Origin of the sequence: Streptomyces sp. NPDC058697 (genome assembly GCF_042715345.1) — a bacterium.
Classification (GTDB): domain Bacteria; phylum Actinomycetota; class Actinomycetes; order Streptomycetales; family Streptomycetaceae; genus Streptomyces; species Streptomyces liliifuscus.
Map to the genome: position 1 here is coordinate 89083 of NZ_JBHXSU010000021.1, position 24863 is coordinate 113945.

Genomic DNA, 24863 nt, shown 5'->3' on the forward strand with positions numbered 1-24863 from the left:
GTGATCACAGGCTTCACGGGTCGTGTCCACAATGCCCGTTACGGCGTCAATAAGGAACGCCACGCCCGGGATTCGAGCGGCCCATTGAACAACTGTGGCGCACCACACGTTTCTTGAAGGTATGGAGGAGCCCCTGATACCGGTTGTCCCTATGTCCCACACCGCTCACATACGCAGCCACCGGAAACCCCGGCCTCGCAGCAGCTCGGCGCTCGCGATGCGCGCCGGAGTTGCCGGTGGCGTCCTCAGCACCCTGGCAGTGGCCGGTGCGGCCGGATCGGCGAACGCTGCCGAGCCGGTGACCCAGACCATCGAGCTGCCCACCCTCACGGCCGACATGACCGCCCAGGTCGCCGAGTCCGCGGAGGTCACCCAGCAGGCCGCGGCCGACTACCAGCTGCGCGCCGAGCGTGACGCGGCCGCCGCCAAGGCCGCCAAGCAGGCCAAGGCGGACCTCGCCGACGCCAAGAAGAAGGCGGAGGCCAAGCAGAAGGCCGAGGACGCCCGCAAGGCCGCCGCCGAGCGCGCCACCCGGTCCTCCGAGCGGACCACGCTCACCTCGACGTCGGCCGACAGTGACGTCCCCGCCCCCGCGAGCGGCAGCGTCGGCACGGTCGTCAACTTCCTCAAGGCGCAGCTCGGCGACGCCTACGTCATGGGCGCCAGCGGCCCGGACGCGTGGGACTGCTCCAGCCTGGTGCAGGCCGCGTACAAGCAGGTCGGCGTGGACCTGCCGCGCGTCTCCCAGGACCAGTCCGTGGCCGGCACCCCGGTCTCGCTGTCCAACGTCCAGGTCGGCGACATCCTGTACTGGGGTGGCGCGGGCTCGGCGTACCACGTGGGTGTCTACATCGGTAACGGCCAGTACCTGGACGCCGCGAACCCCTCGAAGGGTGTCGTCATCCAGGACCTGTCGGGCTACCCGGCGAGCGGCGCGGTACGCGTGCTCTGACCTCCGGCCGGGCTCTCCCGGCCACTGGCCGGGCCTCTCCGGCCCTCGGCCGCGCAACGTGAGGGCTGCTTCCCCGAGGAGGGGAAGCAGCCCTCAGGCGCGCCTCAGGGGCCTCGTCGGCCCCAGCGGGCGGCCGGCCCCAGCGGACTGCCGGCCCCGCCGAAACGGCCGGCCCCGCCGGAAGCCGAAGAAGGCCGGCTGTCGTCTGCGGCGCCGTCGTGGCTGATCGCGCCGTTCCCCGCGCCCCTTCGGGGCGCGGCAGGACGACCCGGTCGGTGGGTCACGCCCTCGGGGCCACCTTCGAGAGACCGTTGATGATGCGGTCCATCGCGTCGCCGCCCGTCGGGTCGGTCAGGTTGGCCAGCATCTTCAGCGTGAACTTCATCAGAATGGGGTGCGTGAGACCCCGCTGCGTGGCGATCTTCATGACCTTCGGGTTGCCGATGAGCTTCACGAAGGCGCGGCCCAGTGTGTAGTAGCCGCCGTAGGTGTCCTTGAGGACCTTCGGGTAGCGCTGGAGGGCGAGTTCGCGCTGGGCGGGGGTCGCGCGGGCGTGCGCCTGGACGATGACGTCGGCGGCGATCTGCCCGGACTCCATGGCGTACGCGATGCCCTCGCCGTTGAAGGGGTTCACCATGCCGCCCGCGTCACCGACGAGCAACAGGCCCTTCGTGTAGTGGGGCTGGCGGTTGAAGGCCATCGGGAGGGCGGCACCCCGGATCGGGATCGTCATGTTCTCGGGGGTGTAGCCCCAGTCCGCGGGCATCGAGGCACACCAGGCCTTCAGGACCTCGCGCCAGTCCAGCTCCTTGAAGGAGGACGTGGTGTTGAGGACGCCCAGGCCGACGTTGGACGTGCCGTCGCCCATGCCGAAGATCCAGCCGTAGCCGGGCAGCAGCCGGTCCTCGCCCGGGCCGCGCTTGTCCCACAGTTCCAGCCACGACTCCAGGTAGTCGTCGTCGTGGCGCGGGGACGTGAAGTACGTACGCACCGCGACGCCCATCGGACGGTCCTCGCGGCGGTGCAGGCCCATCGCCAGCGACAGCCGGGTCGAGTTGCCGTCGGCGGCGACCACGAGGGGCGCGTGGAAGGTGACCTCGCGCTTCTCCTTGGAGTCGGCGTCGCCGAGCTTCGCGTGCACACCGGTGATCCGGCCCGTGCGGTCGTCGACGATCGGGGCGCCGACGTTGCAGCGCTCGTGCAGCCGCGCGCCCGCCTTCTGCGCCTGCCGGGCCAGCTGCTCGTCGAAGTCGTCCCGCTTCCGTACGAGTCCGTAGTCGGGGTAGGCGGCGAGATCCGGCCAGTCCAGCTGGAGGCGGACGCCGCCGCCGATGATGCGGAGCCCCTTGTTCCGGAGCCAGCCCGCCTCCTCCGAGATGTCGATCCCCATGGAGACGAGCTGTTTGGTGGCGCGCGGCGTCAGCCCGTCACCGCACACCTTCTCCCGCGGGAACGCGGTCTTTTCGAGAAGCAGGACGTCCAGCCCCGCCTTGGCCAGGTAGTACGCGGTGGTGGAACCGGCTGGCCCGGCCCCGACGACGATCACATCGGCGGTGTGTTCGGAGAGGGGCTGGGACTCGGTCACGGCGGGTTCTCCCCAAGTCTCGAAGGCTCTAGGTCTCGAAGTGTCGAGGCCTCGAAGCGCGAAGGCTCGAAATCCTCGTGCTGAGGGGCACGGGACATGGGCAGTCTATGCAGCGGTACTGATCACCTGGCTGAAGGGCTGCCCCGTGAACCGAGCTCTCCCCGTGGTACACCTGCGCGTCCCGACCGACGAGGACGCGTTCGCCTGGCACCGGGTCTTCGCCGACCCGGACGTGATGGAGTTCCACGGCGGAAAGCCGGCCGAGCTGTCCTTCTACGAGGAACTGACCGCCCGGCAGCGGCGGCACGACGCCGAGTACGGATTCTGCTTCTGGACCATGCTCGACGAGGAGGGCCAGGTCATCGGTTTCACCGGCGCCCAGCCGTGGCCGCGCGAGTGGGGGCCGAAGGGCGAGATCGAGATCGGCTGGCGGCTCGGGCGCAAGCACTGGGGCAAGGGGTACGTCACCACGGCCGCGCGGATCACGCTGGAACGGGTGCGTGCGACGGGCGTTCCCAGCGTGGTGGCCATGGTGAACTCCCGCAACGAGCGGTCGATCGCGGTGACCAGACGCCTCGGGATGTCACTCGCCGAGACGTTCACGACGGAGACGTCGGACCAGCTGGGGCACTGCTACCGGCTGGCTCTCTGACGGGGGCTTCCGGCCGCGCTTCCGACACCTTCCGGCACGGCTCGGCAGGGCTTACTCTGCCGGTACCGCTGGGGGTGACGTCTGTGCGCATACCACGCAAGACACCCGAAGTGCGCGTACCGCGGCTCGTCGGTCTGATGGCCGTGGACGCGCGCGAGACGGCCGAGGCGCGAGGGGTGCGGCTCGCCGCGCCGGATCGGCCCGACTTTCATCTGGCCGTTGTCGATTACGTCGTACGGCAGTATCCGTTGCCGGGGTCCGAGGTGCCTCGGGGTGCGGTCGTCACGGTGTGGTTCGACTTCGGCGAGGGTGAGGGTGGTGGTGGGGCCGGTGTGCGGGAGCCTCGGCGGGGTGGGCCGCCGGCCGGGGGGTTGTACCGGGAGCTTGATGAGCCGGGGGATCCGTTTGCCGTGCTGCGGTAGCGGTTCGGCTCCGCCGGGAGGGCAGGGGACTTCAGGTTGTGGGTATGTGCGGGCCGGTGGGGGCTGGTCGCGCAGTTCCCCGCGCCCCTAAAAGACTGCGCCGTTCCCCGCGCCCCTGAGAACTCCCCGTGCCCCTAAAAGACAAAAGACTGCGCCGTTCCCCGCGCCCCTGAAGACTCCCCGTGCCCCTCGAAGGCAAAAGATTGCGCAGTTCCCCGCGCCCCTAAAAGCTCCCTGCGCCCCTGAGAACTCCCCGCGCCCCCCTACCAAGCGGCTTACTGAGTCTGCTTGTAGCCCCTGTGCAGGGCCACTACTCCGCCCGTCAGGTTGCGCCAGGCGACCTTGGACCAGCCCGCCTTGGTGAGGCGGTCGGCCAGGGCGGGCTGGTTGGGCCAGTCGCGGATGGATTCGGCGAGGTAGACGTACGCGTCGGGGTTGGAGGAGACCGCGCGGGCCACCGGCGGGAGGGCGCGCATCAGGTACTCGGTGTAGACCGTGCGGAAGGGCGCCCAGGTCGGGTGCGAGAACTCGCAGATCACGACGCGTCCGCCGGGCCTGGTTACCCGGTACAGCTCACGCAGCGCGGTGTCCGTGTCCTGTACGTTCCGCAGGCCGAAGGAGATCGTCACCGCGTCGAACGTGTCGTCCTTGAACGGCAGCTTCGTGGCGTCCCCGGCCGTGAGCGGCAGCCAGGGGTGGTTCTTCTTGCCGACCCTGAGCATCCCGAGGGAGAAGTCGCAGGGGACGACGTACGCACCCGTGCGTACGAACGGCAGCGAGGACGTGGCCGTGCCCGCCGCCAGGTCCAGGATCTTCTGCGCGGGCCGCGCGTCGACCGCCTTCGCGACCTCCTTGCGCCACACCCGGTCCTGGCCGAGCGACAGGACATCGTTCGTCAGGTCGTAGCGTTCCGCCACGTCGTCGAACATCGAGGCGACTTCGTGCGGCTGCTTGTTCAGGGATGCGCGGGTCACGCCCCCATTGTGGCAGTACGGGCCGGGTGACTCTCCAGCACCCGGCCCGTACGCCGGTCGGGAACGCCGCCGCGAGGGCGGCTCTCACAGGGGCCCTCGGATCCCTCAGGGCAGCAGCCTCGGCTTCTTCTTCGCCGCCACGTCCTCCACCCAGCCGCACAGCAGGATGAACACGGCGATGAGGAGCCAGCCGATGCCGAACATGAACCACTGGCTCTCCAGCGGCAGATACGTCTCGAAGGCCGGCACGTTCCAGAACCGGTCGATCAGCGGGACGGCCAGGATCAGCGCGATCTCGTGCCAGAGATAGAGGGTCACGGCACGCGCGTTGAAGATCGTCACGATCCGGTCGAGGCGCCGGAAGCGGGCCAGCCCGGCGAAGTCGATCCGGAAGTGCGCCTTCGCGTACATCAGGAGCGTCACGAACCCCGCCGACCAGAAGGCCTGCGCCAGCGGGATGTCGTCGAGGTCGTACGAGCCCGTCTCGGCCTGGTGTGTGAAGGCGTACCAGCCGGCGTAGCCGATCGCGGCGAGCGAGAGGACGACGACGGCGAACGGCTTCAGCCGCTGCAGGACGCCGTCGCGGTGCGCGAAGCCGAGGATCCAGCAGAAGAGGAACGTGGCCAGGTCCGTGAGCGCGCTCCCGAAGCGGTTGTCCGGCGGCTCCCACAGGAAGTGGACGACCAGGATCGGGGCGAGGGAGAGAACGAGGACCACGACCGGGGCCAGCCGGAACACTCTCAGGAGCAGGGGCGAGAGCAGCACGAACCACAGGTACGTCCGCAGGTACCAGAGGATCTCCCAGGCCTGCTCGCCCCACGCGTTGCCCGGCGGGTCGCCGAGCGGCACGATCCAGTAGACGATCTGCCAGCCGGGCATCCAGCCGTGGATCAGCATCGCGGCCACGACGAAGAAGCCCCAGAACCAGAAGGGCGGCAGGAGCCGGCGGATCCGGCTCCTGATCACCTTGAGGGCGGGCCGCTCCAGCGACTTCGCCATCAGGGTGCCGGCCAGCGCGAACATGATCCCCATGGAGGGGAAGACCATGCCCGCCCAGGCCCAGCCGAAGGTGTGGTACGTGACGACTCGGACCAGGGCGACCGCGCGCAGGGTGTCGAAGTAGCGGTCGCGGCCGGCGGGCTTCGGCGGCGCGTCGGGCTCCGGATCCCGGTCGCGGGGCTTGGCCCCGGCCTCGGTGGCGGCTCCGAACTCCCCTTCCACCGGCGGCGGTTCCACCAGCGGCAGCTGTGCCGTGTCGCCCGACACCTGTTCCGGGGCCTGCTCCGGCACGGGGTACGCCGTGTACTGCGGCGCGTACCCCTGCTGACCGTGGTCGACGTACTGCTGGGGGTACGGGCTGCTGTCGTACTGCGGCTGCCCGTACGGCTGTTGCTGCTGGCCGGACCCGTACCCGTAGCCATAGCCGTAGCCCTGTGGCTGCTCCTGCGGGTAGCCCGGCTGATCCGTCCCCCAGCTCATCAGCCGACCCCCGCCGGTGTGCCGACCTCGCCCGTGCGCTTCAGCTTCTGCCAGCGCAGGCGGCCGCCGGTGAGGGCGGTGATGCAGGAGTGGATGAGGACGAGGTACATCATCTGCCGGTACGCGAGCTGCTGCAGCGGCAGCATCAGCAGGTAGCGGTACTTCTCCCGGTCCAGCCGGAACGCGTAGCCCGCGCAGACGAGTTGGACGCAGAGGACGGCCAGCCAGGCGAGCAGGGCCGCCTTGAAGTCGATGAAGATCATCGAGTAGAGGGTGAACACGTCGATGAGCGGGGCGAAGACCGGCGTGACGATCTGGAAGATGACGACCAGCGGCATGCCGACCCGGCCGAAGCGGCCCGAAGGCCCCTTGTCCGTAAGGGACTTGCGGTGCTTCCAGAGCGCCTGCATTGTCCCGTACGACCAGCGGTAGCGCTGCGACCAGAGCTGCTTGAGCGAGGCGGGCGCCTCCGTCCAGGCCCTGGCGTGCTCCTGGTAGACGACCCGCCAGCCGCCGCGGTGCATCGCGATGGTGATGTCGGTGTCCTCGGCGAGCGTGTCCTCGCTCATGCCGCCGACCTCCAGGACGGCATCCCGGCGGAACGCGCCGATCGCGCCCGGGATGGTGGGCATGCAGCGCAGCAGGTCGTACATGCGGCGGTCGAGGTTGAAGCCCATCACGTACTCGATGTGCTGCCAGGCGCCGATGATCGTGTTGCGGTTGCCGACCTTGGCGTTGCCCGCGACCGCGCCGACGTCCGGGTCCGCGAAGGGCTGGACGAGCTGGTGCACGGCGTCCGGCTCGAAGACGGTGTCGCCGTCCATCATCACGACGATGTCGTAACTGGCGCTGCGGACACCGTTGTTGAGGGCGGCCGGCTTGCCCGCGTTCTCCTGGCGGATGACCCGGACGTTCGTCATGCCGAAGGAGACGGCCGCGTCCCGGGCGATCTGGGACGTGTTGTCGTCCGAGCCGTCGTCGACAACGATGATCTCGATCGGATGGGTGCTCTTCGCCAGCGACTCAAGGGTGTTGGCGATGCACTCCTTCTCGTTGTACGCGGGCACGATCACCGTCACCGGCCGGGTGACCGTCGGTCCCCAGCTGAACTTCCCACCCTTGCCGCGTTTCCGGTTGCGTTGCCGGTAGTGGCGGCGGGCGAGGATCAGCATCATCCCGAAGCGGCCCATGACGGCGACGCCGACCACGGCGAGCCCGGTCGCCAGCCCCGGTACGGTCCACTCGGCGACGGCGACGGCCGCGACGAGGGCCTTGCCTTCGTAGAGGGTGGTGCCGGTCGCGGTGCGGTGGGCGGCCTGGAGACTGTTCACTCCCCCGGCCTGGCCCGCCTGGCCCGACTGGCCTGCCTGCCCCGACTGACCCGCTTGCCCCGACTGGCCGGGCTGCTGGCCTTGCTGGCCCTGTTGGCCGCCGGGGGCCACCCCGCCCGCCTGCTCACTCTGCTCGCCCTGCTCGCTGCCGGGCTGCTGACCGTTCTGGGCGGCCTGGCCGCTCTGACCGTTCTCGGCGGCCTGGCCGCTCTCGGCGTTCTGGCCGTTCCCCTGCCGGATGGCGCCGCTGATGGTGGTGAAGGTGTAGCCCTTCGCCTTCATCTTCTTGATGTACGTCCCGAGCGCCTTGACCGTCTGCGAACGCTCGCCGCCCGCGTCGTGGAAGAGGACCGAGGCGCCCTTGTTCTTCGACGGCGTGGCCCACTTGATGATCTTCGAGACGCCCGGGCGCTTCCAGTCGTCGCTGTCGGTGTCGACGAAGACGCTGGTGTATCCCTCCTCGCCGAGCTTCTTGTAGACGGGCCAGCTGTAGTTGTCGATGGCGTCCGCCTCGGAGGAGTACGGGGCACGGAACAGCGTGGTCGTGATGCCGGCCGCGCCCGCCAGCGCGAGCTGCGTCTGGTCCATCTCGCGGGCGATCCGGTCGTCGCTCTGGTACGAGAGGTCGACGTGCGTGAAGGTGTGGATGCCGATCTCGTTGCCCTGGTCCACCAGGTCCTTCACGATGCTCGGATAGCGCGACACCATCGAGCCGACCACGAAGAAGGTGCCCGGGACGTCGTTCGCCTCCAGGATCTTCAGGATCTGCGGAGTCCAGGTGGGGTTGGGGCCGTCGTCGAAGGTCAGCGCGATGGTCTTCTCGGGGACGGACTGGCTCTGGGCCTCTCCGCCCCGGAAGGACAGGATCGGCCCGCCGTCGAGGACCTTGTCGGGGACCTTGCTGGAGCTGGCGTTGCTGCGTACGCGCTCGTCGCCGCCGACCTCGGCGCGCAGATAGCCGTCGAGCAGCATCACGCTGGTGAGTGCGAGAAGGAGCAGCAGGGCGAGGATGACACGCGGTTTCTGCAGCGCCGCGGCCTTGCCCGCGGCCCGGGTCATCCGGGACGGGGCGCGCCGGCGGCCGCGCGAGGGCGTCGTGGTAGCCATGAGTGTGAGTGCGTTCCGGTCAGTTGGCGTCCGCGGCCGCCGAGGCGGACGCGGACGGAGCGGAGACGGAGGCGGGGACCGCGGACGCCGACGGGGCGGCGGTGGGCGCGGCTCCGGCCGGCGGGGCGCCGGTGGCCACGCCCGTGGGCGGGACGCCGGTGGGCTGTGCGGGCGGGGCGCCGGTGCCGCCCTGCGGCTGGGCACCGCCGCCGCCGGGCCGGGAGTTCTGGTTGCCCGGGCCGCCGCCCCCGAAGGGCAGCAGCGAGGACGGGGAGAGTGAGGGGCCCCAGCCCATGAACGCCATGCCGAGCACGACCGCGTACCCGATGCAGACGACGCCCAGGAGGAGACCGATCCGGCGCAGCAGCTTGGCTCTGCGCCCGGAGTTGTCAACGAACACGGGACCGTCTTCGGACCCGTTGGACCCGTTGCCGCGTTTGCGGCGGCGGCCGCGCCCAGCGGCGCGGGATTCGATGGCAGGCTCGGAATGCATTCCCCGGATATTAGGCAGCCTTTATGTGTCCGAAACTCTGGTTTCCTTGTGAGTGCGCCATGAGAAATGCCTGATCCTGTCGTTTCCCTGAGAGAGTTCGGCTCGGCTTCGTGCACCGCGGCCGCCTGTGAGACGTTTTCAGTCCACGACGTGAACCAGAGAGCGGTGCATACGCAATGCGGAGTTTCCTCAAGCCGACTGCCGGGTTCGTCTGTCTGGCGGCCCTGGCCTGCGCCGGGTGCTCCTCGGAACCGGACTCGGAGTCGTCGTCATCGTCGTCCTCACAGCCGTCGGCGGCAGGGGCGGGGGCGGCCTCGCAGTCGCCGTCGGCCTCGGCCTCGGCGGGGGCGGCCGCCACCACGTACGCCCCGTACGTCAGCGCCACCACCGCCTCCGGCAACGACTCGGCCGGTTCCCCGGCCACGTACAACCTGGCCTTCGTCATCGCGGGCGGCAGCAGCTGCACGCCGAAGTGGAACGGCACGACGGCCATCGGCGACTCGGCGGTCAAGTCCCGTATATCGGCGCTCACGGAGTCCGGCGGCGCCGTGCGCGTCTCCTTCGGCGGCGCCTCCGGCAAGGAGCTCGCCTCGACCTGCGACAGCGCCTCCGAACTGGCCGAGGCGTACGCGGCCGCGCTCGACGCCGCCGGGGCGACGGAGGCCGACTTCGACATCGAGGGCAAGCAGTTGACCGACTCCGACTCGGTCGCGCTGCGCTCCGAGGCGATCGCCCTGCTCCAGAAGGAGCGCACCGACCTCGCGGTCACCTTCACCCTGCCCGTGATGCCGTCCGGGCTCGACAACGACAGCCTGGCGCTGCTGGAGTCCGCCAACGACAACGGCGTCCAGGTCTCCACGGTCAACATCATGACCATGAACTACGGCAGTTCGTACGACGAGGACATGGGCGACTACGCCGAGACGTCGGCCCAGGCCGCCCACGATCAGCTGGAGGACGTCTTCGGGCTGTCGGACGAAGGGGCCTGGAAGGGGCTCGCCCTCACCTCGATGATCGGCGTCAACGACGTGGACAACGAGACGTTCTCCCTGTCCGACGCGGCGCAGGTTCGCTCGTTCGCGGAGGAGAAGGGGGTGGCGTGGGTGTCGATGTGGTCTACGTTCCGGGACCAGCCGTGTGAAGGCGACGATGCGTCTTCGGATGACGCGGCGACGAATTGCAGTGGCGTTGACCAGGAGGCCGGGGATTTCGCCGAGGCGTTCACCGGGTGATTGCGGTCACATTTCGACTGCGGGTGGGTGGGGGTTGCTCGCGCAGTTCCCCGCGCCCCTAAAAGCGGCACGCCTGGTTCTTTAGGGGCGCGGGGAACTGCGCGACCAGCCACAACGAACCCGCACCCTCAAAACAACAGAAAGCTCAACCAACAGAAAAGCTCAACGACGCCGATGCACAAGGCGCCCCGCGCAAACGGTCGCCACGCACGCCCCGTCCTCGTCGAAGACCGCGAGGTCGGCCCGCTCCCCGGCCACGATCCCCGCGGGACGGACCCGGGACAGCACGACCACGTCGTTGCGCCCGGCCGCCGCCCTCAACTCGGCCGTGTCGGCGTACTCCTCCAGAACCGCCACCGCCCCCCGCTTCAACACGGAGTGCACCCGCTCGCGCGGGGTCGGGGCGTCCGGGAGCGGGCCCTCGTGGACCAGGGCGGGCCCGAGCACTCCGGGCCACCGCCGCACCCGTGCGTCGGGAAACCGCTCGCGGATCTCCGCGAACGTCCCTACGGCCCCCACCCGGTCCCGTCCCACGACGACCGCGCCGTCCTTGATCGGCTCTCCGCCGTCCCAGACGACGCGTACCTCGTCGGCAGCGTGGATCGTCTCCAACTGGTCCTCCAACTGGTCCTCGTAAGGGCTCAGTTGGAGGCGAGGAGCTTCAGCTCCGGGTGGGCCGTGCCGCCCTCGATCGCCGTCGAGGAGATGTGGGACTGGACCCGCTCGTCGACCGGGTCGTTCGCCGGGTCGTCGTGGACGACGAGGTGCTCGTACGTCGTGGCCCGCTGGGCCGGGACGCGGCCGGCCTTGCGGATCAGGTCGATGATCTCCATGCGGTTGGAGCGGTGCTTGGCGCCGGCGGAGGAGACGACGTTCTCCTCCAGCATGATCGAGCCGAGGTCGTCCGCGCCGTAGTGAAGCGACAGCTGACCGACCTCCTTGCCGGTCGTCAGCCAACTGCCCTGGATGTGGGCGATGTTGTCCATGAAGAGCCGCGCGATGGCGATCATCCGCAGGTACTCGAAGAGCGTGGCCTGCGTGCGGCCCTTGAGGTGGTTGTTCTCAGGCTGGTACGTGTACGGGATGAAGGCCCGGAAGCCACCCGTCCGGTCCTGTACGTCACGGATCATCCGCAGGTGCTCGATGCGCTCGGCGTTGGTCTCGCCGGTGCCCATGAGCATGGTGGACGTGGACTCCACGCCCAGGTTGTGCGCGGCCTCCATGATCTCCAGCCAGCGCTCGCCGCTCTCCTTCAGCGGGGCGATGGCCTTGCGGGGCCGGGCGGGCAGCAGCTCGGCACCGGCGCCGGCGAAGGAGTCGAGCCCGGCGGCGTGAATACGCTGGATCGCCTCCTCGGCGCTCACCTTGGAGATACGGGCCATGTGCTCGACCTCGCTCGCCCCCAGGCTGTGGATGACGAGCTGCGGGTAGGCGGCCTTGATCGCGGCGAAGTGCTTCTCGTAGTACTCGACGCCGAAGTCCGGGTGGTGCCCGCCCTGGAACATGATCTGCGTCCCGCCGAGCTCGACGGTCTCCGCGCACCGGCGCAGGATGTCTTCGAGATCGCGCGTCCAGCCCTTGGCAGTGTCCTTGGGCGGCGCGTAGAAGGCGCAGAACTTGCACGCCGTGACGCAGACGTTCGTGTAGTTGATGTTGCGCTCGATGATGTACGTCGCGATGTGCTCCGTACCGGCGTACCGACGGCGGCGTACGGCGTCGGCGGCCGCGCCGAGCGCGTGCAGCGGGGCGTCGCGGTAGAGGTCGAGCGCCTCTTCCGGGGTGATCCGCCCACCCTCGGCGGCACGGTCGAGGACGGACTGAAGGTCGGCCTTCTCGGTCACCGGAGCGGTCCCTTTCATAGGGGAATCAGGAAGGGCGCGGAGCGCTTCGAAACAAGGGTGGTGGTGGGAGACGGGTGGGCGGACTGATCCAGCGTACGCCAGGCGATGTGATCACCCGACGTCAGGCGGCGTACGCCCCGATGAGCAGGCCCACGAAGGCGCCCGCGATCAGGAAGGGACCGAACGGCATGGAGGTCTTGCGCCCGGCCCTGCGGACGACGACGAGGCCCAGCCCGTACAGCCCGCCGAACAGGAACCCGGCGAAGGTGCCGAGCATCAGGACTCCCCAGCCGTACCAGCCGAGGACGGCCCCGAGCCCCAGCGCCAGCTTCACATCGCCGAAGCCCATGCCGTTGGGGTTGATGAGGAAGAGCACGAAGTAGCCGCCGCCGAGGGCGAGGGCTCCGTACAGCGCGGTGAGCCAGTTCCCGTCGTGCTCGGGCGCGGCCGCCGCCCCCGCGAGCAGGACCAGCGCGGCTCCCGCGAGCGACAGCGTCAGCACGTCCGGCAGCCGCTGCACGGTGAAGTCCACGACGGCGAGCAGTACGCCGAGCGGTGCGAGCAACAGCCAGACGCCCAGCTCGGGCCGGGTACCGGTCGCCACGGCCAGCAACCCGCAGACGAGGGCGGTGGCAAGGGCGACAAGGGGAGTACTGGGCCCGTACGTCCGCCCCCCGCACTCCCGGCAACGGGCCGGTCCGACCCAGCCACCGATGACATGCCCCTCGGGACACCGCACCTGCCACGGCTCGTCGGGGGCGACGGAGAAGCGGTAGGCAGGGCGGGGGATGAACACGCCGATGGCGCCGCCCCAAAGGGCGGCGCCGAGAATCAGCAGGAGATCCACGACAGGCCCCCCGCCACTACCGCCACCGCCACCACTGTGGGCAGGCGTTCCGCAGGGCGGAACGGGTGGGCACAGCCACCGGTTCCGGGTGCCCGGTAAGGCCACTCCCACTCATCCGACGGCAGCAACACCACTCCGCCAAGCAGGAAGCAGCTCGTCCAGCAGGGCCTCGGTCCGGGGCGGCAGGCCGCGTGCCCCGGAGCGAGACACCAGATCCGAGGCGAGCCTCTTGAGGCGCTCGCTGTCACCCGTGGCATGAGTGGCCCGAAGCAACTCGTTCCACAACCGCTCATCGCCCGGCGCGGAGCCGAGCGCCGCGTTCAGCGCCTCGATCGCCTTCTCCGCCCGGTCCTTCTCCAGATGGAACGCGGACAGGGCGAGCCCGATGTCCGCGACGAGCAGGGGCAGTTGGGCGTCGATGATCTCGTGGGTCAGCCACCCGTACCGCCCCGCGGGCCGCTCGGCCAGCAACGGCCCCCGCACCAGCACCAGCGCGTCGGTCAGCAGCCGCCCGCGCACGGCACGGCTGTTGGCGCCGCGCCCCTGCGTGGCCTCGTGGTACAGCGACCGCAGCACATCCAGGTCGGACACGACGGACTTGGCGAGCTTGAGCCGCCCGGTCGAGTCGGTGCCGAGCCGCGGCGTACCGTCCGGATCGTTGCCGAGCCAGGCACGCAGCCGCTCGACGAGCGCGTCCCGCACGTCGTCGGTGACCCCGCGCGGCCACAGGGCGGAGGACAGCACCCGCGGATGCACACCCTCGCGGTGCAGAAGCAGCAGCGCCAACGCCTCGTGCAGCAGCGGGCTGCGCTCACCGTCCGGCGTTTCGAGGCCGATGATCTCGTACGGGCCGACGAGCCGCGCGTACACCGCGGGACGCCCCTGCTCGCTGATGTCGACGAGGAACGGCGGCGTGGTGGTGGGGCGGTCGTCGTCGCGCTCGGGGTCGGCGTCGGTGAACAGCTCGACGACGGCCCGCTGCTGGGAGACCGGCAGGAGCTGCGCGTCGAGTTCGAGGCCGAGGAGCGGCGCGAGGAGCTTGCCCTCGCTGGTGATCTCCATCTCCCAGGCGGCACCGGGCAGATCGCCCGACTGCGTACCGACGAGGTACCCGATGCCCAACCGGCTCGCGTCGGCGGCGAGTTCGGCGAGCGTGACGGCGTCCTCGGCGGACGGCTCGGCGGCGAGCAGCACGAGGTGCGGGGCCCAACGGGTGTGCTGGGCAGGGCCCGTACGCCCGGTGAGCACCGAGTCGTGCCCTGCCGCACCCAGCGCACCGCGCCGCTGCCGCGTCTCCGCCTCCATGGTCTCCACGAGCGCCTCGATGTCGTCGAGGTGGCGGAGCCGGTTGGGTGCAAGGGGCGTGAGATCTTCCCCGAAGCCGACGAGGGTGATCGTCATGCGGTCGGACCAGCCGTTGGTGGCCAACTCGGCGGCCACGGAGGCGAACACGCCCGCCCGGTCCTGCTCACGGCCGCTCAGCGAGACGATGCCGGGCACGGCCTCCAGGTTGAGCAGCAACCGCGAGTCGTCCATCGTGCCGAGGCTGACGAGGCCGGGGTAGGGGGCTGCCGTGTCGACGTCCTCGTACCGCTCGGCGTCGGCCCGCGCGAGCATCCAGAACGTCTGGTCCTGCCCGAGCTGCCAGGGGGCCGGCGGCTTCCCGGCGGGCTGGGCGAGCTGGAGGTGCAGGTCGCCGTTGCCGCTCATCCAGGCCGCGTAGACGGTCGGCAGCGGCCGGGACTCGCCCGCGAGCGAGGCGGCGAGCCCGCGCAGGGAGAGGTCGAGAAGGCGTACGCCCTCGGGGTCGGCCCCCACCAGCAGCGCGTCCTGCGCGTCGGCGGCGGCGCCGGTGGGCGTCGGCGGTTCCATACCGCGCCGCCCGCCGACGGCACCGAGGGCGGACTGCCACAGCGCCTGACGGCGGCGCCGGCCGAGGGCGCCCAGGAGACCGGCGGCGAGGAGGGGCGCGCCGAGCAGCGCCTGCGGCAGCCCGAACCCGCCGTCTTCCCCGGCGGCGGGGGCGGCGTGCTCCTGCCCCGGCCGCTCGTCCCCACCCTGCTGGTGGCCCTGGTCGGGGGCGGGCCGCTGCTCGGGAAGACTGATGTGGGCGGTGTCGCGGTCGAGGGACCCGGACCCGCCGCCCTGCTGCCCACTCCCCTGCTGTCCGCCGGCACCCTCGGCACCGCCGGTCCGGGCATAGTCGGAAATCTGCTGCTGGACCTCTTCGGAGACCTTCGGGGCCTCGTCGGGCATCTCCACCAGCTCGCCGCCGCGGGCGTCGCCGGGCATCTCCATGATCCAGCCGGGCCGGATGAGGCTGGCCTCGGAGAGCTTCGAACCGTCGGGCTGCGTACGGTCCTTGTTGAGCTGGTAGATCTCCTTGTACCGCCGCCCGTCGCCGAGGTGGCGCTCGGCTACCTCCCAGAGGGAGTCGTGGTGACGGCCCTCGGGGGGCTGGATCCGGTAGAACTTCGTGTCGTCGTCGGAGGCGTGGGCGCCGGTCCCGCTCTCGGCATGGGCGGCGGCACTGGCGGCCTGCTCGGCGAGGGCGGCGGCCGTCGAGGCGGCCTGCTCCTGCTGGTGGCCGAGGAGCCCGCCCGGCGTCTGCTGCGCGGCCGCGGCGGCCGGCCGCTGGTTGCCGTCCAGCTGCTGCCCGAGCTGCGACAGCCCCGGCGTGAAGCTCGCCGCGGTCGCGCCGACGAGCAGCAGGGCCGCGACGAGCTGCCGCGCGAGCAGCTGGCTCGGGCCGGCGCCGGGCACGCGGTTCGGCAGCCCGACACCCGACAGGGCGGCCTTCACCTCGACGAGCACGCACGCGGTGAACTGGGCCCAGGCGAACCAGACGACGACGGTCAGCGTATTGACGAACGTATCGACGCTGATCTCTTTCTGGAGCCAGTCCAGACTCGGCGAACCGCTCGGCAGCGGCCACCCGATCTGCGAGGCCAGCGCCCCGGGCACCCCGATCAGGAGCACGAGCAGGGCCACGAAGGCGAGAAACGCCTTCAATATGTCCCCGACCGTACGGCGCCGCCGAGGCAAGGGCTGCGGCGTCCGATTCCTCGGACCCGGCGAGCTTCCCGTCGAGTTGGAAGTGGTACGTCGCGCCATGGCGGGTGTCCTGGTGTCGTGTGTGGAGGGAGGGAGAGTTGTGGGGTGGGGCGAGCCTACCGGGGTTCCCAAAGGACGCGCTGCCCCCCTTCACCAGGGCGGCAATGAAGTGGATCACCCGGCACCCTCAGCGTGGCCGAACCGACAACGGGAGACCCCGACCTACACAAACACCCTGCAACACCTTCATCACAATCCGTAAAGTGTGTGGAGTGAAGGCCGACATGGGACGCCGCTACCGGCTGTACCCCACCGTGGACCAGGAGAGAGTCCTGACCAGTTGGGGCCACACATGCCGCGCCCTCTGGAACATGGCGCTCGAGCAGCGGGCGTACTTGTGGACTCAACGACGGCTCACCCTGCGAGCCAACGAGCAGTGCAAACAACTGACCCTTGCTCGGGCGGAGCTGCCGTGGCTGGCCGAACTACCCGCTCAGGCCGCTCAACAGGTTCTGCGACATCTCGACCGAGCGTACGAAAACTTCTTCAATCCGGACCATCCGGCACGATTCCCCCAGCGCAAGAGGCGTACGCACCGCGTATCGGTCTCCCTCCCTGGGCAGACGGTGGAGGTACGCAAACTCAACCGGCATTGGGCGGAAGTACGTCTGCCCAAACTGGGCTGGGTGCGCTTCCGGCTGTCGCGAGCGCTGGGCGGCACCATCCGCAACGCGACCGTGAGCCGGGACAGAAGGGGCTGGCACGTCTCCTTCGGCGTGGCAACAGGCATCAGGCCGCAAGCGCCCAACGAAAAGCCCGGATGCGGCGTGGACTTCGGGGTGGTGGCATCGGCCTACGTATCCACCGAGAGCTCGCCCCGCATCAAACCAGAAGGCCTGACCGCACACGAACGGCGGCGCCTGAAAGCCCTGGAGCAGCGCAAGGCCCGCCAGATCGCCTACGCCAGGAAACATCAAGGAGGCAGATACAGCCGACGGCTGCGCGCCACGATCGCGTCCATTGGCCGGCTGAAGGCACGCGAAACGAACCGCCGCAGGGACTTCACGCACAAACTCACCACCGATCTCGCCCAAAACCACGGCTTCATCGGCATTGAGGACCTTCGCGTGACCCGGATGACCTCCAGCGCCAGAGGCACGCCGGACCGACCCGGCCGCAGCGTCTCCCAGAAGGCCGGGCTGAACCGTGCCATTCTGGACAACTGCCCTACGGAACGCCGTCGTCAACTGGAGTACAAATGCCGCTTGTACGGTTCTGAGTTGATTGCCGTTCCTGCGTTCCACACGTCCCAGACCTGCGCCGCATGCGGCAAGGCCGACCCCGCGTCCCGCAGAGGGTGCGGCCGACTGTTCGTCTGCGTCCACTGCCGACACGAGGACGACGCCGACCACAACGCCTCGGTCGAGATCGAGGCCCGAGCCCGCCGGGCGGGTGGCTCGGTCATCAACAGCACGCGCAGCACCGGAAAGGTGCGAGTCTCGGCCCCGAGTCGAAGGCGGATGCGTGAAACCCGATCGGCGACCTGATACACGCCGACGGGAATCTCCGGCGCCAGCCGAAGAGCATCGTCAATTAGATCCTATTGAGGGCAACGGCAGCATCACGCGATCATCCCTGACGGTGTCGCTCATCCCGGTTGCGAAGCAGGGCGACGTTCACAACCGTCATGTCACAAATCTCACGACCACCACACAATCCCCCATTGACGCCCAGCTCCTCTCTACCCGCTCCTGATAGCTTCGTTTCCTGTTGCACACAGTCGCCGCATTCTGGGGGAGAACACCCGTGGCCCGCCGCACCCTGCCCACCGCCGTCGCTTTCGCCGCGACAGCAGCCCTTGTACTCACCGCCTGCGGCGGGAGCGACGACAAGTCGTCCGACGACATCAAGGGGGCGGACAAGGGGTCGAGCAGTCCGTCGGCTTCGGCGTCCGCGTCCGTGTCGGCCGATGTGGACCGCCCGAAGATCACGCTCCCGAAGAACTTCCAGTTGACCTTCGAGGACTGGACGAGCAGCGACCCGGAGACCCAGGCTCTCCTCACCGACGCCAAGGAACAGCTCCGCGCGGGGTACGCAGCGATCATCGCGAACGAGCCCGACGGCGGCGAGGCCCTCGCCTTCTACGACACCAAACCTGGTCTGTCCCAGGACCAGCAGTGGATCAAGACCTACACGGGCAAGAACCTCACGGTGTTCGGCAAGCTGCCCGCGTTCGACCCCAAGGTCTCCTTCGCCGCCAGCAAAAAGGCAGCGTCTCTCTCCTACTGCACCGATGAGAGCAAGGCGTACTCGAAGAACCGCAAGACCGGTGAGGTCGCGGGAAATCCGGCCGGCACGGATCCCCGCATTTCCTACAACGTCAGCCTCGCCAAGAACGCGCAGGGCGTCTGGCAGAACCTGTCGACCCGCTCGGAGAGGGGTGCTTGCTCGCGATGACGTCTCTTCGCGGATGGTCGTCCCTGGCAGCTGCGTCACTCACTTCGGTGCTTCTCGCATCAACGTCAGCACACGCCGTCGGGGACGGCGGAGTCAACGGGGCGGCCGACAAGGACCGGAACATCTCCGCCGCGGCCAACCAGTCGCGGATCCAGATCACCCAGATAAGCGGCCCCAGCGGCGGAAAGCAGGGCGCTCTCTCGTCGACGAACGTGAACTGGAAGCCACCGCCCTGCTGGTACGAGCCCGTCTTCACGCCCGCCCAGCTGAAGAACTTCGCGGAGAACGACGGCAAGGGTGATGTCAGCCTTCGCCAGGGCTGGATCGGACCGAGCCTGTGGACCGAGCACTTCAAGGACGAGAAGGACGCCCGCAACTACTTCAGCACGCCGGCGACCGCAAAGGGCTACAAGAACTACAACCTCGGCAAGGACGGCTACTTCTGGCGCGGAGTCGCGCCGGACGTCAACAGCGTCGACGACACGTCGAAGTGCGGCCAACTCATGTTCTGGCAGAACGCCGGCGAGATCCCCGACGTGCCGGACGCCCCCACTCCGGAGACCCTCGCCGACTACGCGTACGACAAGGTCAAGGTCCCCGAGACCGAGATCGAGTTGAAGCCCGCGGTCAAGTCCACCGTCAACCTGCCCACTTGGGTGTGGCTCGACAAGGGGACTTTCCAGGAGGTCAAGGTCCGCGCGGAGTTGCCCGGCACCAACCTCTGGGCGGAGACGACGGCCAAGCCGGTCGCTCTGCATCTGGAACCGGGCACGGAGGACGCGGAGACCTACCCCGCGGGCGGTGACTGCGAGATCAACGAGGACGGTTCGATCGGGACCCCGTACGTGAAGGGGGAGGCCGACAAGACCCCGCCGTGCGGCATCACGTATCTGCGTTCCTCCAGCGGCAAGCCGTACGAGCTCAGCGCCTCCGTCACCTGGCAGATCTCCTGGGAAGGCACCGGCGGTGCGGGCGGTGACCTGCCCGACGGCACCTTCGAGACCACGCAGGACATGAATGTCCAGGAGATCCAGTCGATCAACCGCTGACGCGCGACCACTCCTTCGCAGCAGCCTTCGCGGCAGTCGTTCCCCTCTCCGAACCCCCGCAACGCCTCCGACACCCCACAACAGAAGAAGAGACGCGCACACCATGGCATCCCCCCACCCGGCACGCGCCGCACGCACGACCGGTATCGCTCTGCTGATGCTCGGGCTGACGTCCACCGTCGCTCTCACCGGGTGCGGCGGCACCACGGATGAGGGCGACGGAAAGGCCGGCACGAAAGAGTCCGCCTCCGCCGCCCCCAAGGGCGCCGTGACCCGCGAGCAGGCGGCGAAGATCGTCGACAACTACGCGACTGTCAACGGCAAGGCGAACAGCACGCGGAACGCCGAGCTGCTGGCGACGGTCGAAGGCGGCCAGGTCCACGAGCAGAGCAAGGCGGACTACAAGACCTTCAGCACCTGGACGAAGGCCGACCGGAGCGACTACGAGAAGCCCTTCTCCTACCAGGACCGTACGTACTACCTCCCCGCCGGTGAGGACTGGTTCGCCGTGAAGGCCACCGCCAGCGGATCGAAGATCCCCGCCCTCCTGGTCTTCGACAAGGACGGCGGCACCTGGAAGTTGATGTCAGCCGTCTACAGCGAGGCACCGATCCCGGCGATCGATACCAGCAACCACGGTCTCGCCACCGCCGTGGCGCCCTCCACCCGTGTCGGAGCCCTCGCCCCGGACGACGTGAGCGCGGCGTTCGAGGACCTCTACGAGACCGGCGGGAAGAAGGCCGGCGCCGCGATCTCCCGCACCACGGACCCGGCCAAGGGCGCCCTCAAGCTCTACGACGAGCGCGACAAGGGCGACCTGGCCAAGTGGGCGACCAAGAAGTTCTTCGCCAAGGACCCGGCGTACGGGACGACTTACGCGCTGCGGCTGGCCGACGGCGGCGTTCTCGCGGTCGTCCCGACCGCCCACACCCAGGAGACGCTCCTCAAGCAGCAGTACATGGGCAGCTTCGAGATCACCCCGAACAAGGAGGAGTCCGTCTACAACCCGGCCAAACGCGCCCTCGTCACCGACACCTTCCAGGGCATGACACTCGCCACCCTGCCGAAGTCGGGCAAGCCCTCGGTGATCGCGTACGAATACCGGATGACGGACTCGAAGTAGTCGTAGTAGTCGAAGTAGTCGAAGGGACCGGCGGCGGCCGTCCCGCACCGCCGCCGAAGCCGATCTCGTACGGCATCGCCGATCTCGTACGGCATCTTCGACGCGGGTACGGGTACCGTCGTTCCGGTAGACATCACGAGGCACGGACATCACAGGGGGAACGCACATGGGCAAGCCCGACCTCGCGCTGCCGCTCAGTGAGCTGGAGGACTACGGCACCCGGCTGCGTGACATCAAGTCGCGGATGAACCACACCAAGAAGCTCTTCGAGTCCTACAGGGACGACATCGGCGACGGTGGCGTCTACGACAAGCTGGAGGACTTCGAGTCCAACTGGGAGGACGGGCGCGAGGACATCAACCAGCAGCTCGACGCGCTGGCGCAGATGTCCGAGGCGGTCGTCCGGGAGTTCAAGAAGCTGGACGACGACCTGGCCAAGCAGGTCTCCGAGGGCGTGAAGTCCGACGGCAAGGGCGGAAAAGGCGGCGAGGGCGGCAAGTAGGCCGCCCCGCCGGGGCGTTGTCAGCCGACCTCGTTGTCAGCCGACCTCGTTCTCCGCCACCGCCCGCCCCCGGACCGTCACATCGCCGCCGTAGAACATCCCCGTGAAGACCGGCGAGTACGTGAGCTGGACCTCCACCTCGACCTCGTCGGCGTTCGCGGCGACGCAGTGGGTGGCGGCGATGTCCGCGCCGGTCATGCCCATCTCCTGGGCGAATGCCTTGACCCGGGCGCCGCAGTTCTCGAAGAGGATGGGGGCGGGGCCGCCCTCGTTCTCGTACAGGGCCTCGCGGTCGATGTCCTGGGCCGCGTACCGGGCGGCCTGTTCGGCGATGTCGGCGGCGCGTTCCCGCTTGGAGATCGACAGGCCGCCGTCGATGACGAAGGCCGAGAGGGACAGGAACACCAGGGCGAAGATGATGACCGCTCCGGCGCCCGAGCCCCGGTCGTCGAGCCGCGTGCGGCGGGCGTGGACCCAGTCGCGTACGGCGGGCGGGATGTTCACGCGGCCCTCCGCAGGGGGTCGATCGGCGAACTGAAGCTCGCGGTGAGCGTCGTGGGGACGTCGAGGCCGAGCATCGCCAGGCCCCGCACCTCACAGCTCACCTCGACCGTGAAGATGCTGTCGGGCTCGAAGCCCGCGCTCGTCTGGTTGACGGTCACGGGACCCGAGCAGACGTCGTCGAGGTCCGCGGCGGCCGCCTTGCGGGCCTCGGCCATGGCGATGGCGTGGTTCTTCTGGATCGAGCCGGCCCGGGCCGCGTCCCGCGCGGCGCCGTCGATCGCCCCGCGCCCGTCCACGAGCTGCCCGAAGGCCACGAGGACAAGGATGAAGAGGATCATCACCGGGGCCAGGATGACCACTTCGATGGTGGACAGCCCCCGGTCGCGGGCACCCGCGGCGGCGACGGCACGAGCCCGCCGCCGTACAAAGCCGCGTACGGAGTCCCGTACCAGGTCCCGTACCGCCGAACGCGGCCCACGCCCGGCAGGAAGCGCCCCCATCAGTTGCCCTCCTCCTGCACGAACCGCTCCACCGGTCCCGAGGACTGCGCGTGCACCGTCATGTCCAGACCCGGAAACACCGACGGCACCTTCGCCGTGATCTCCACGCCCACCGTGTTCTGCTCCGGCTGGAGCATCTCCACCTGCGGGGAGAGCACCAACTGCGGCCCCAGCTGCGCGATATAGCTGTCGACGACGTCCCGTGCCTCGCCCCGCCACGCGCCCGGCTGTTCGTCGGCCGTCGCGCGGGCCTTGCGGGCGCCGGCCTGGGCGGCCGCCTGGGCGACGTGGTCGGCGAAGAAGTACAGCGCGAACTGCACGGTGGCGAAGATCATGAAGAAGAGCACGGGCGTGAGGAGCACGAACTCGATCGCGGTCATGCCGGAGTCGCCGCGGGTGGAGGCGGCCTCCACCCGGCGGCGTACCCAGCGTCGTACGCTCACCAGTTACCCCGTATGAGAGATATGAGAGGGAAGAGAGAGAAGGGAGTCGGAGAAGGGACGAGAGTCGGAGTGCGGAATCAGCAGGTGCTGCCCGCGTCCGCGCCCTTGATGCAGTCGCCGACCTTGTTGGCGCCGTCGCTCAGCGCGGCGTTGATGATCGCGGCGACCACGCCGACGATCGCCACGACGACCGCCGAGATGATCACCCACTCCACCGCGGACGCACCACGGTCGAGCTCGCCGGAGCGGGCGCGCTGCACCCGGCCCTGGAGGAAGGTGATCAGGAAGTCCACCCCCGGGATCCCGGTGCTGAAGTTCCGTCCGTTCATGGTGAGTTGTCCTCTCAAGACAGTTCTCGAGTCATTTCAGAGCAGTTCGGGGATGCAGTTGTCGGTGCCGGTTGTCGGTGCCGGAGTCAGACCTGGAACACACGCATCGCCGCCGGGAAGATCAGGAAGACGAGGAAGCCCGCGCAGAGCAGCAGCTGCGCGACGAGCATCGACTGCGACTTCTCGCCCGCGCTGCCCTCGATCTCGGCGAGTTCGCGGTGCCGCATCGTCTCGGCCCGGGAGGCGAGCGACTCGCGCACCTTCGCGCCGTCGTCCGCGACCAGCGCCAGCGAGGCCGACAGGTCCTTCAGCTCCTCCACCCCCAGGTCCTCGCCCAGCGAACCGAGCGCCTGCCACTGGCTGATGCCGGTGATCCGGGCGTCCGCGAGCGCATTACGGATGCGCTGCGTGGCCCAGCCGTCGGAGACCTCGGCGGCGGCCATCAGGGCCTCCGGGAGACCCCGGCCGCCCGCGAGGCTCATGGACACGAGGTCCAGATACGCGCCGATCACGCGCCGCAGGTCACGCCGCTTCTCCGCCGCGTCCCTGCGTACTTCCAGGTCCGGCAGGAAGAAGAAGAGGGTCGCGAACATCAGCGCGAGCCAGATCGGGATGACCGGGCTGCGGCCGACCCCGAGCGTCCAGACCACGGCGAACATGAACGGGCCGAAGAACAGCCCGGCCGCCCCCAGCAGCACCTTCGTCGCGAGGAAGTTCTCCCAACTCCGGTCCAGCACCGCCAGATCGGCCCGCAGCGACCGCAGCTCCCAGCCCTGCTGCATATAGAACTCGGAGACACGGGCGCCGACTCCGGTCCGTACGCTGCCGAGCCGCCCGGTGTCGGAACTGGTGCGGTGCGAGGACTCGTACGCCGCTCCCCGCGCGCGCATCGCGTCGATGCGCGCGACCTGCGAGACCGCGCTGCGCTTGGACGGCATCAGGGCGCGTACGAGGGCGTAGATGCCCAGGCCCAGCACGGCACCGACCACGACGGGCATGGTCAGGGTCGAGTTCATCGGCGTACCCCCTCCTCCGGCAGCGTCTGCGACGGGGCCTGTGTCTGGGACGGCGACGACGGCTGCGGCGTACGGGGGCGTACGAACTGGACCGCCGACTCGTCCCGTACCAGGAAGCGTTCGGGCGTCTCGATGGTCGACAGCTTGCGCAGCCACAGGAAGCCCATCGCGAACAGGCCGCAGACACAGGCGAGTACGAGCTGGCCGACCGCCGTGCCGTACGGCTCGACGAATTCGCGGTTGAAGATCGACAGGCCGAGGACGAAGGCGACCGACACCGCGACGACGATCTGTACGGAGCGACGGGTCGAGGCCCGCTGTGCCATGACCCTCTGCCGCATGTCGACCTCTTCGCGCGCCGACTTGGCCAGCGCGCCCAGGACCTGCCGCAGACCCGGGCCCCGCAGCCGCGCGTTGAGGATCAGGGCGGCCACGATGATGTCGGCGGACGCGTCGTCGATCTCGTCGGCGAGCTGCTGGAGGGCTTCCGGCAGCGGCGTACGGGAGCGGAGGCGGTCGACGAGGGCGTCGAGGTGCGGACGCAGGACCGGTGCCGCGGCGCGTGCGGAGGCGGGGATGGCCTGCTCCAGGCCTACCGCGCCCGCGATGGTGTCGCGCAGCGACTCGGTCCAGGAGGCGAGGGCCTCCACGCGGCGCATCGCGGACTTCTCCTCGGAGGCGCCGCCGAAGAGCTTGTCCCAGAAGAAGACGAGGACGGCGGTCGCGATTCCGGCGACGGCCCACCGCGTGAGCAGCAGGACGACGATGCCGGCGCCGGCCGCGATCGAACCGCGCTGACCGGCGAACCGTACGAGCTCGGAGGCCCGTTCGCTCGCCTTCTGCTTCTCGTGCTCGGGCTTGGCGGGCAGTCCGCGGACCGCGACGGCGAACAGCGCGAGGCCGCCGCCGACGGCGATGCCGCACGCGAGCGCGTACAGGACGGTGGTGGAGAACAGCCCGCCCATGGAGCC

General features: G+C 69.4%; 24 protein-coding genes. 9 read left to right on the forward strand and 15 right to left on the reverse strand.

Annotated features, from left to right (window positions below; all coding sequences use genetic code 11):
• Positions 1-121: 121 nt before the first annotated feature.
• Positions 122-952, forward strand: a complete 831-nt coding sequence (locus ACFWXQ_RS35700) for a C40 family peptidase (RefSeq protein ID WP_362073726.1) — start codon at positions 122-124, stop codon at positions 950-952.
• Between the two features lie 280 nt (positions 953-1232).
• On the opposite strand, the gene ACFWXQ_RS35705 is transcribed toward ACFWXQ_RS35700, so the two are convergent.
• A complete protein-coding gene (locus tag ACFWXQ_RS35705) occupies positions 1233-2537 on the reverse strand; it encodes a geranylgeranyl reductase family protein (protein WP_383935858.1) in 1305 nt (434 codons plus the stop codon).
• Between the two features lie 145 nt (positions 2538-2682).
• Here ACFWXQ_RS35705 and ACFWXQ_RS35710 point away from each other — a divergent pair, with 145 nt between their 5' ends.
• Together ACFWXQ_RS35710 and ACFWXQ_RS35715 are read left to right on the forward strand one after the other, a co-directional pair.
• Entirely contained in the window at positions 2683-3189 is a 507-nt protein-coding gene (locus ACFWXQ_RS35710; RefSeq protein WP_383935860.1) for a GNAT family N-acetyltransferase, read from the forward strand.
• Between the two features lie 74 nt (positions 3190-3263).
• Positions 3264-3611, forward strand: coding sequence for a PASTA domain-containing protein (locus ACFWXQ_RS35715; RefSeq protein ID WP_383935863.1), 348 nt, complete (start codon positions 3264-3266; stop codon positions 3609-3611).
• Positions 3612-3886: 275 nt separating this feature from the next.
• On the opposite strand, the gene ACFWXQ_RS35720 is transcribed toward ACFWXQ_RS35715, so the two are convergent.
• The 4 genes from ACFWXQ_RS35720 to ACFWXQ_RS35735 all read right to left on the reverse strand — a co-directional run bounded on the left by ACFWXQ_RS35720 (position 3887) and on the right by ACFWXQ_RS35735 (position 8995).
• Positions 3887-4585: a demethylmenaquinone methyltransferase gene (locus tag ACFWXQ_RS35720; RefSeq protein ID WP_383935865.1), complete on the reverse strand. Its 699-nt coding sequence runs from the start codon at positions 4583-4585 to the stop codon at positions 3887-3889.
• A gap of 105 nt (positions 4586-4690) precedes the next feature.
• Positions 4691-6064 (reverse strand): acyltransferase, encoded by a 1374-nt coding sequence (locus ACFWXQ_RS35725; protein WP_383935867.1) that lies wholly within the window; start codon positions 6062-6064, stop codon positions 4691-4693.
• Complete coding sequence (locus tag ACFWXQ_RS35730; protein WP_383935869.1) at positions 6064-8502, reverse strand: bifunctional polysaccharide deacetylase/glycosyltransferase family 2 protein; 2439 nt, start codon at positions 8500-8502, stop codon at positions 6064-6066. The genes ACFWXQ_RS35725 and ACFWXQ_RS35730 overlap by 1 nt, the downstream gene beginning before the upstream one ends.
• Before the next feature lie 19 nt (positions 8503-8521).
• Complete coding sequence (locus ACFWXQ_RS35735; protein WP_383935871.1) at positions 8522-8995, reverse strand: hypothetical protein; 474 nt, start codon at positions 8993-8995, stop codon at positions 8522-8524.
• A 176-nt stretch (positions 8996-9171) separates the two neighbouring features.
• On the opposite strand from ACFWXQ_RS35735, the gene ACFWXQ_RS35740 reads away from it, so the two are divergent.
• Entirely contained in the window at positions 9172-10227 is a 1056-nt protein-coding gene (locus ACFWXQ_RS35740; protein ID WP_383935873.1) for a chitinase, read from the forward strand.
• 162 nt (positions 10228-10389) lie between these two features.
• On the opposite strand, the gene ACFWXQ_RS35745 is transcribed toward ACFWXQ_RS35740, so the two are convergent.
• The 4 genes from ACFWXQ_RS35745 to ACFWXQ_RS35760 form a co-directional block, all read right to left on the reverse strand.
• Positions 10390-10839, reverse strand: a complete 450-nt coding sequence (locus ACFWXQ_RS35745) for a hypothetical protein (RefSeq protein WP_383935875.1) — start codon at positions 10837-10839, stop codon at positions 10390-10392.
• A gap of 29 nt (positions 10840-10868) precedes the next feature.
• Positions 10869-12068 carry a cyclic dehypoxanthinyl futalosine synthase gene (gene mqnC / locus ACFWXQ_RS35750; protein ID WP_383381146.1) on the reverse strand — a complete coding sequence of 400 codons (1200 nt, stop codon included), beginning with the start codon at positions 12066-12068 and terminating at the stop codon, positions 10869-10871.
• A 121-nt stretch (positions 12069-12189) separates the two neighbouring features.
• The gene (locus tag ACFWXQ_RS35755; protein WP_383935877.1) at positions 12190-12915 is read right to left on the reverse strand and encodes a prepilin peptidase; all 726 of its coding nucleotides are present in this window, start codon (positions 12913-12915) and stop codon (positions 12190-12192) included.
• A 111-nt stretch (positions 12916-13026) separates the two neighbouring features.
• The gene (locus ACFWXQ_RS35760; RefSeq protein ID WP_383935878.1) at positions 13027-16029 is read right to left on the reverse strand and encodes a BTAD domain-containing putative transcriptional regulator; all 3003 of its coding nucleotides are present in this window, start codon (positions 16027-16029) and stop codon (positions 13027-13029) included.
• A 212-nt stretch (positions 16030-16241) separates the two neighbouring features.
• On the opposite strand from ACFWXQ_RS35760, the gene ACFWXQ_RS35765 reads away from it, so the two are divergent.
• The 5 genes from ACFWXQ_RS35765 (at position 16242) to ACFWXQ_RS35785 (ending at position 21100) form a co-directional block, all read left to right on the forward strand.
• The gene (locus ACFWXQ_RS35765) at positions 16242-17516 is read left to right on the forward strand and encodes an RNA-guided endonuclease InsQ/TnpB family protein (protein WP_383935880.1); all 1275 of its coding nucleotides are present in this window, start codon (positions 16242-16244) and stop codon (positions 17514-17516) included.
• Between the two features lie 259 nt (positions 17517-17775).
• Positions 17776-18426 (forward strand): hypothetical protein, encoded by a 651-nt coding sequence (locus ACFWXQ_RS35770; RefSeq protein ID WP_383935882.1) that lies wholly within the window; start codon positions 17776-17778, stop codon positions 18424-18426.
• Positions 18423-19475 carry a hypothetical protein gene (locus ACFWXQ_RS35775; RefSeq protein WP_383935884.1) on the forward strand — a complete coding sequence of 351 codons (1053 nt, stop codon included), beginning with the start codon at positions 18423-18425 and terminating at the stop codon, positions 19473-19475. The genes ACFWXQ_RS35770 and ACFWXQ_RS35775 overlap by 4 nt, the downstream gene beginning before the upstream one ends.
• A gap of 103 nt (positions 19476-19578) precedes the next feature.
• Positions 19579-20598 (forward strand): hypothetical protein, encoded by a 1020-nt coding sequence (locus tag ACFWXQ_RS35780; protein WP_383935886.1) that lies wholly within the window; start codon positions 19579-19581, stop codon positions 20596-20598.
• A 166-nt stretch (positions 20599-20764) separates the two neighbouring features.
• Complete coding sequence (locus ACFWXQ_RS35785; protein ID WP_383935888.1) at positions 20765-21100, forward strand: hypothetical protein; 336 nt, start codon at positions 20765-20767, stop codon at positions 21098-21100.
• Between the two features lie 36 nt (positions 21101-21136).
• Here ACFWXQ_RS35785 and ACFWXQ_RS35790 read toward each other — a convergent pair whose 3' ends face one another.
• The 6 genes from ACFWXQ_RS35790 to ACFWXQ_RS35815 all read right to left on the reverse strand — a co-directional run bounded on the left by ACFWXQ_RS35790 (position 21137) and on the right by ACFWXQ_RS35815 (position 24857).
• Entirely contained in the window at positions 21137-21604 is a 468-nt protein-coding gene (locus tag ACFWXQ_RS35790) for a TadE/TadG family type IV pilus assembly protein (RefSeq protein ID WP_383935890.1), read from the reverse strand.
• Positions 21601-22104 carry a TadE/TadG family type IV pilus assembly protein gene (locus tag ACFWXQ_RS35795; RefSeq protein WP_383935892.1) on the reverse strand — a complete coding sequence of 168 codons (504 nt, stop codon included), beginning with the start codon at positions 22102-22104 and terminating at the stop codon, positions 21601-21603. Before ACFWXQ_RS35795 ends, ACFWXQ_RS35790 begins: the two co-directional genes overlap by 4 nt.
• Positions 22104-22484: a TadE family protein gene (locus tag ACFWXQ_RS35800; RefSeq protein WP_234048783.1), complete on the reverse strand. Its 381-nt coding sequence runs from the start codon at positions 22482-22484 to the stop codon at positions 22104-22106. Before ACFWXQ_RS35800 ends, ACFWXQ_RS35795 begins: the two co-directional genes overlap by 1 nt.
• Before the next feature lie 140 nt (positions 22485-22624).
• Positions 22625-22876 carry a hypothetical protein gene (locus ACFWXQ_RS35805; RefSeq protein ID WP_055610899.1) on the reverse strand — a complete coding sequence of 84 codons (252 nt, stop codon included), beginning with the start codon at positions 22874-22876 and terminating at the stop codon, positions 22625-22627.
• Positions 22877-22962: 86 nt separating this feature from the next.
• Positions 22963-23892, reverse strand: coding sequence for a type II secretion system F family protein (locus ACFWXQ_RS35810; protein WP_383935895.1), 930 nt, complete (start codon positions 23890-23892; stop codon positions 22963-22965).
• On the reverse strand, positions 23889-24857 hold the full coding sequence (locus ACFWXQ_RS35815; protein ID WP_383935970.1) for a type II secretion system F family protein: 969 nt from the start codon (positions 24855-24857) through the stop codon (positions 23889-23891). The genes ACFWXQ_RS35810 and ACFWXQ_RS35815 overlap by 4 nt, the downstream gene beginning before the upstream one ends.
• Positions 24858-24863: the final 6 nt, after the last annotated feature.

What these genes read in the sequence shown, in the direction of transcription:
- ACFWXQ_RS35805 (WP_055610899.1), bottom strand. Translation starts at nt 22,876, where the DNA reads ATGAACGGACGGAACTTCAGCACCGGGATCCCGGGGGTGGACTTCCTG.
- ACFWXQ_RS35700 (WP_362073726.1), top strand. Translation starts at nt 122, where the DNA reads ATGGAGGAGCCCCTGATACCGGTTGTCCCTATGTCCCACACCGCTCAC.
- ACFWXQ_RS35735 (WP_383935871.1), bottom strand. Translation starts at nt 8,995, where the DNA reads ATGCATTCCGAGCCTGCCATCGAATCCCGCGCCGCTGGGCGCGGCCGC.
- ACFWXQ_RS35800 (WP_234048783.1), bottom strand. Translation starts at nt 22,484, where the DNA reads ATGACCGCGATCGAGTTCGTGCTCCTCACGCCCGTGCTCTTCTTCATG.
- ACFWXQ_RS35815 (WP_383935970.1), bottom strand. Translation starts at nt 24,857, where the DNA reads ATGGGCGGGCTGTTCTCCACCACCGTCCTGTACGCGCTCGCGTGCGGC.
- ACFWXQ_RS35795 (WP_383935892.1), bottom strand. Translation starts at nt 22,104, where the DNA reads ATGGGGGCGCTTCCTGCCGGGCGTGGGCCGCGTTCGGCGGTACGGGAC.
- ACFWXQ_RS35725 (WP_383935867.1), bottom strand. Translation starts at nt 6,064, where the DNA reads ATGAGCTGGGGGACGGATCAGCCGGGCTACCCGCAGGAGCAGCCACAG.
- ACFWXQ_RS35760 (WP_383935878.1), bottom strand. Translation starts at nt 16,029, where the DNA reads ATGGCGCGACGTACCACTTCCAACTCGACGGGAAGCTCGCCGGGTCCG.
- ACFWXQ_RS35780 (WP_383935886.1), top strand. Translation starts at nt 19,579, where the DNA reads ATGGCATCCCCCCACCCGGCACGCGCCGCACGCACGACCGGTATCGCT.
- ACFWXQ_RS35810 (WP_383935895.1), bottom strand. Translation starts at nt 23,892, where the DNA reads ATGAACTCGACCCTGACCATGCCCGTCGTGGTCGGTGCCGTGCTGGGC.
- ACFWXQ_RS35740 (WP_383935873.1), top strand. Translation starts at nt 9,172, where the DNA reads ATGCGGAGTTTCCTCAAGCCGACTGCCGGGTTCGTCTGTCTGGCGGCC.
- ACFWXQ_RS35785 (WP_383935888.1), top strand. Translation starts at nt 20,765, where the DNA reads ATGGGCAAGCCCGACCTCGCGCTGCCGCTCAGTGAGCTGGAGGACTAC.
- ACFWXQ_RS35730 (WP_383935869.1), bottom strand. Translation starts at nt 8,502, where the DNA reads ATGGCTACCACGACGCCCTCGCGCGGCCGCCGGCGCGCCCCGTCCCGG.
- ACFWXQ_RS35775 (WP_383935884.1), top strand. Translation starts at nt 18,423, where the DNA reads ATGACGTCTCTTCGCGGATGGTCGTCCCTGGCAGCTGCGTCACTCACT.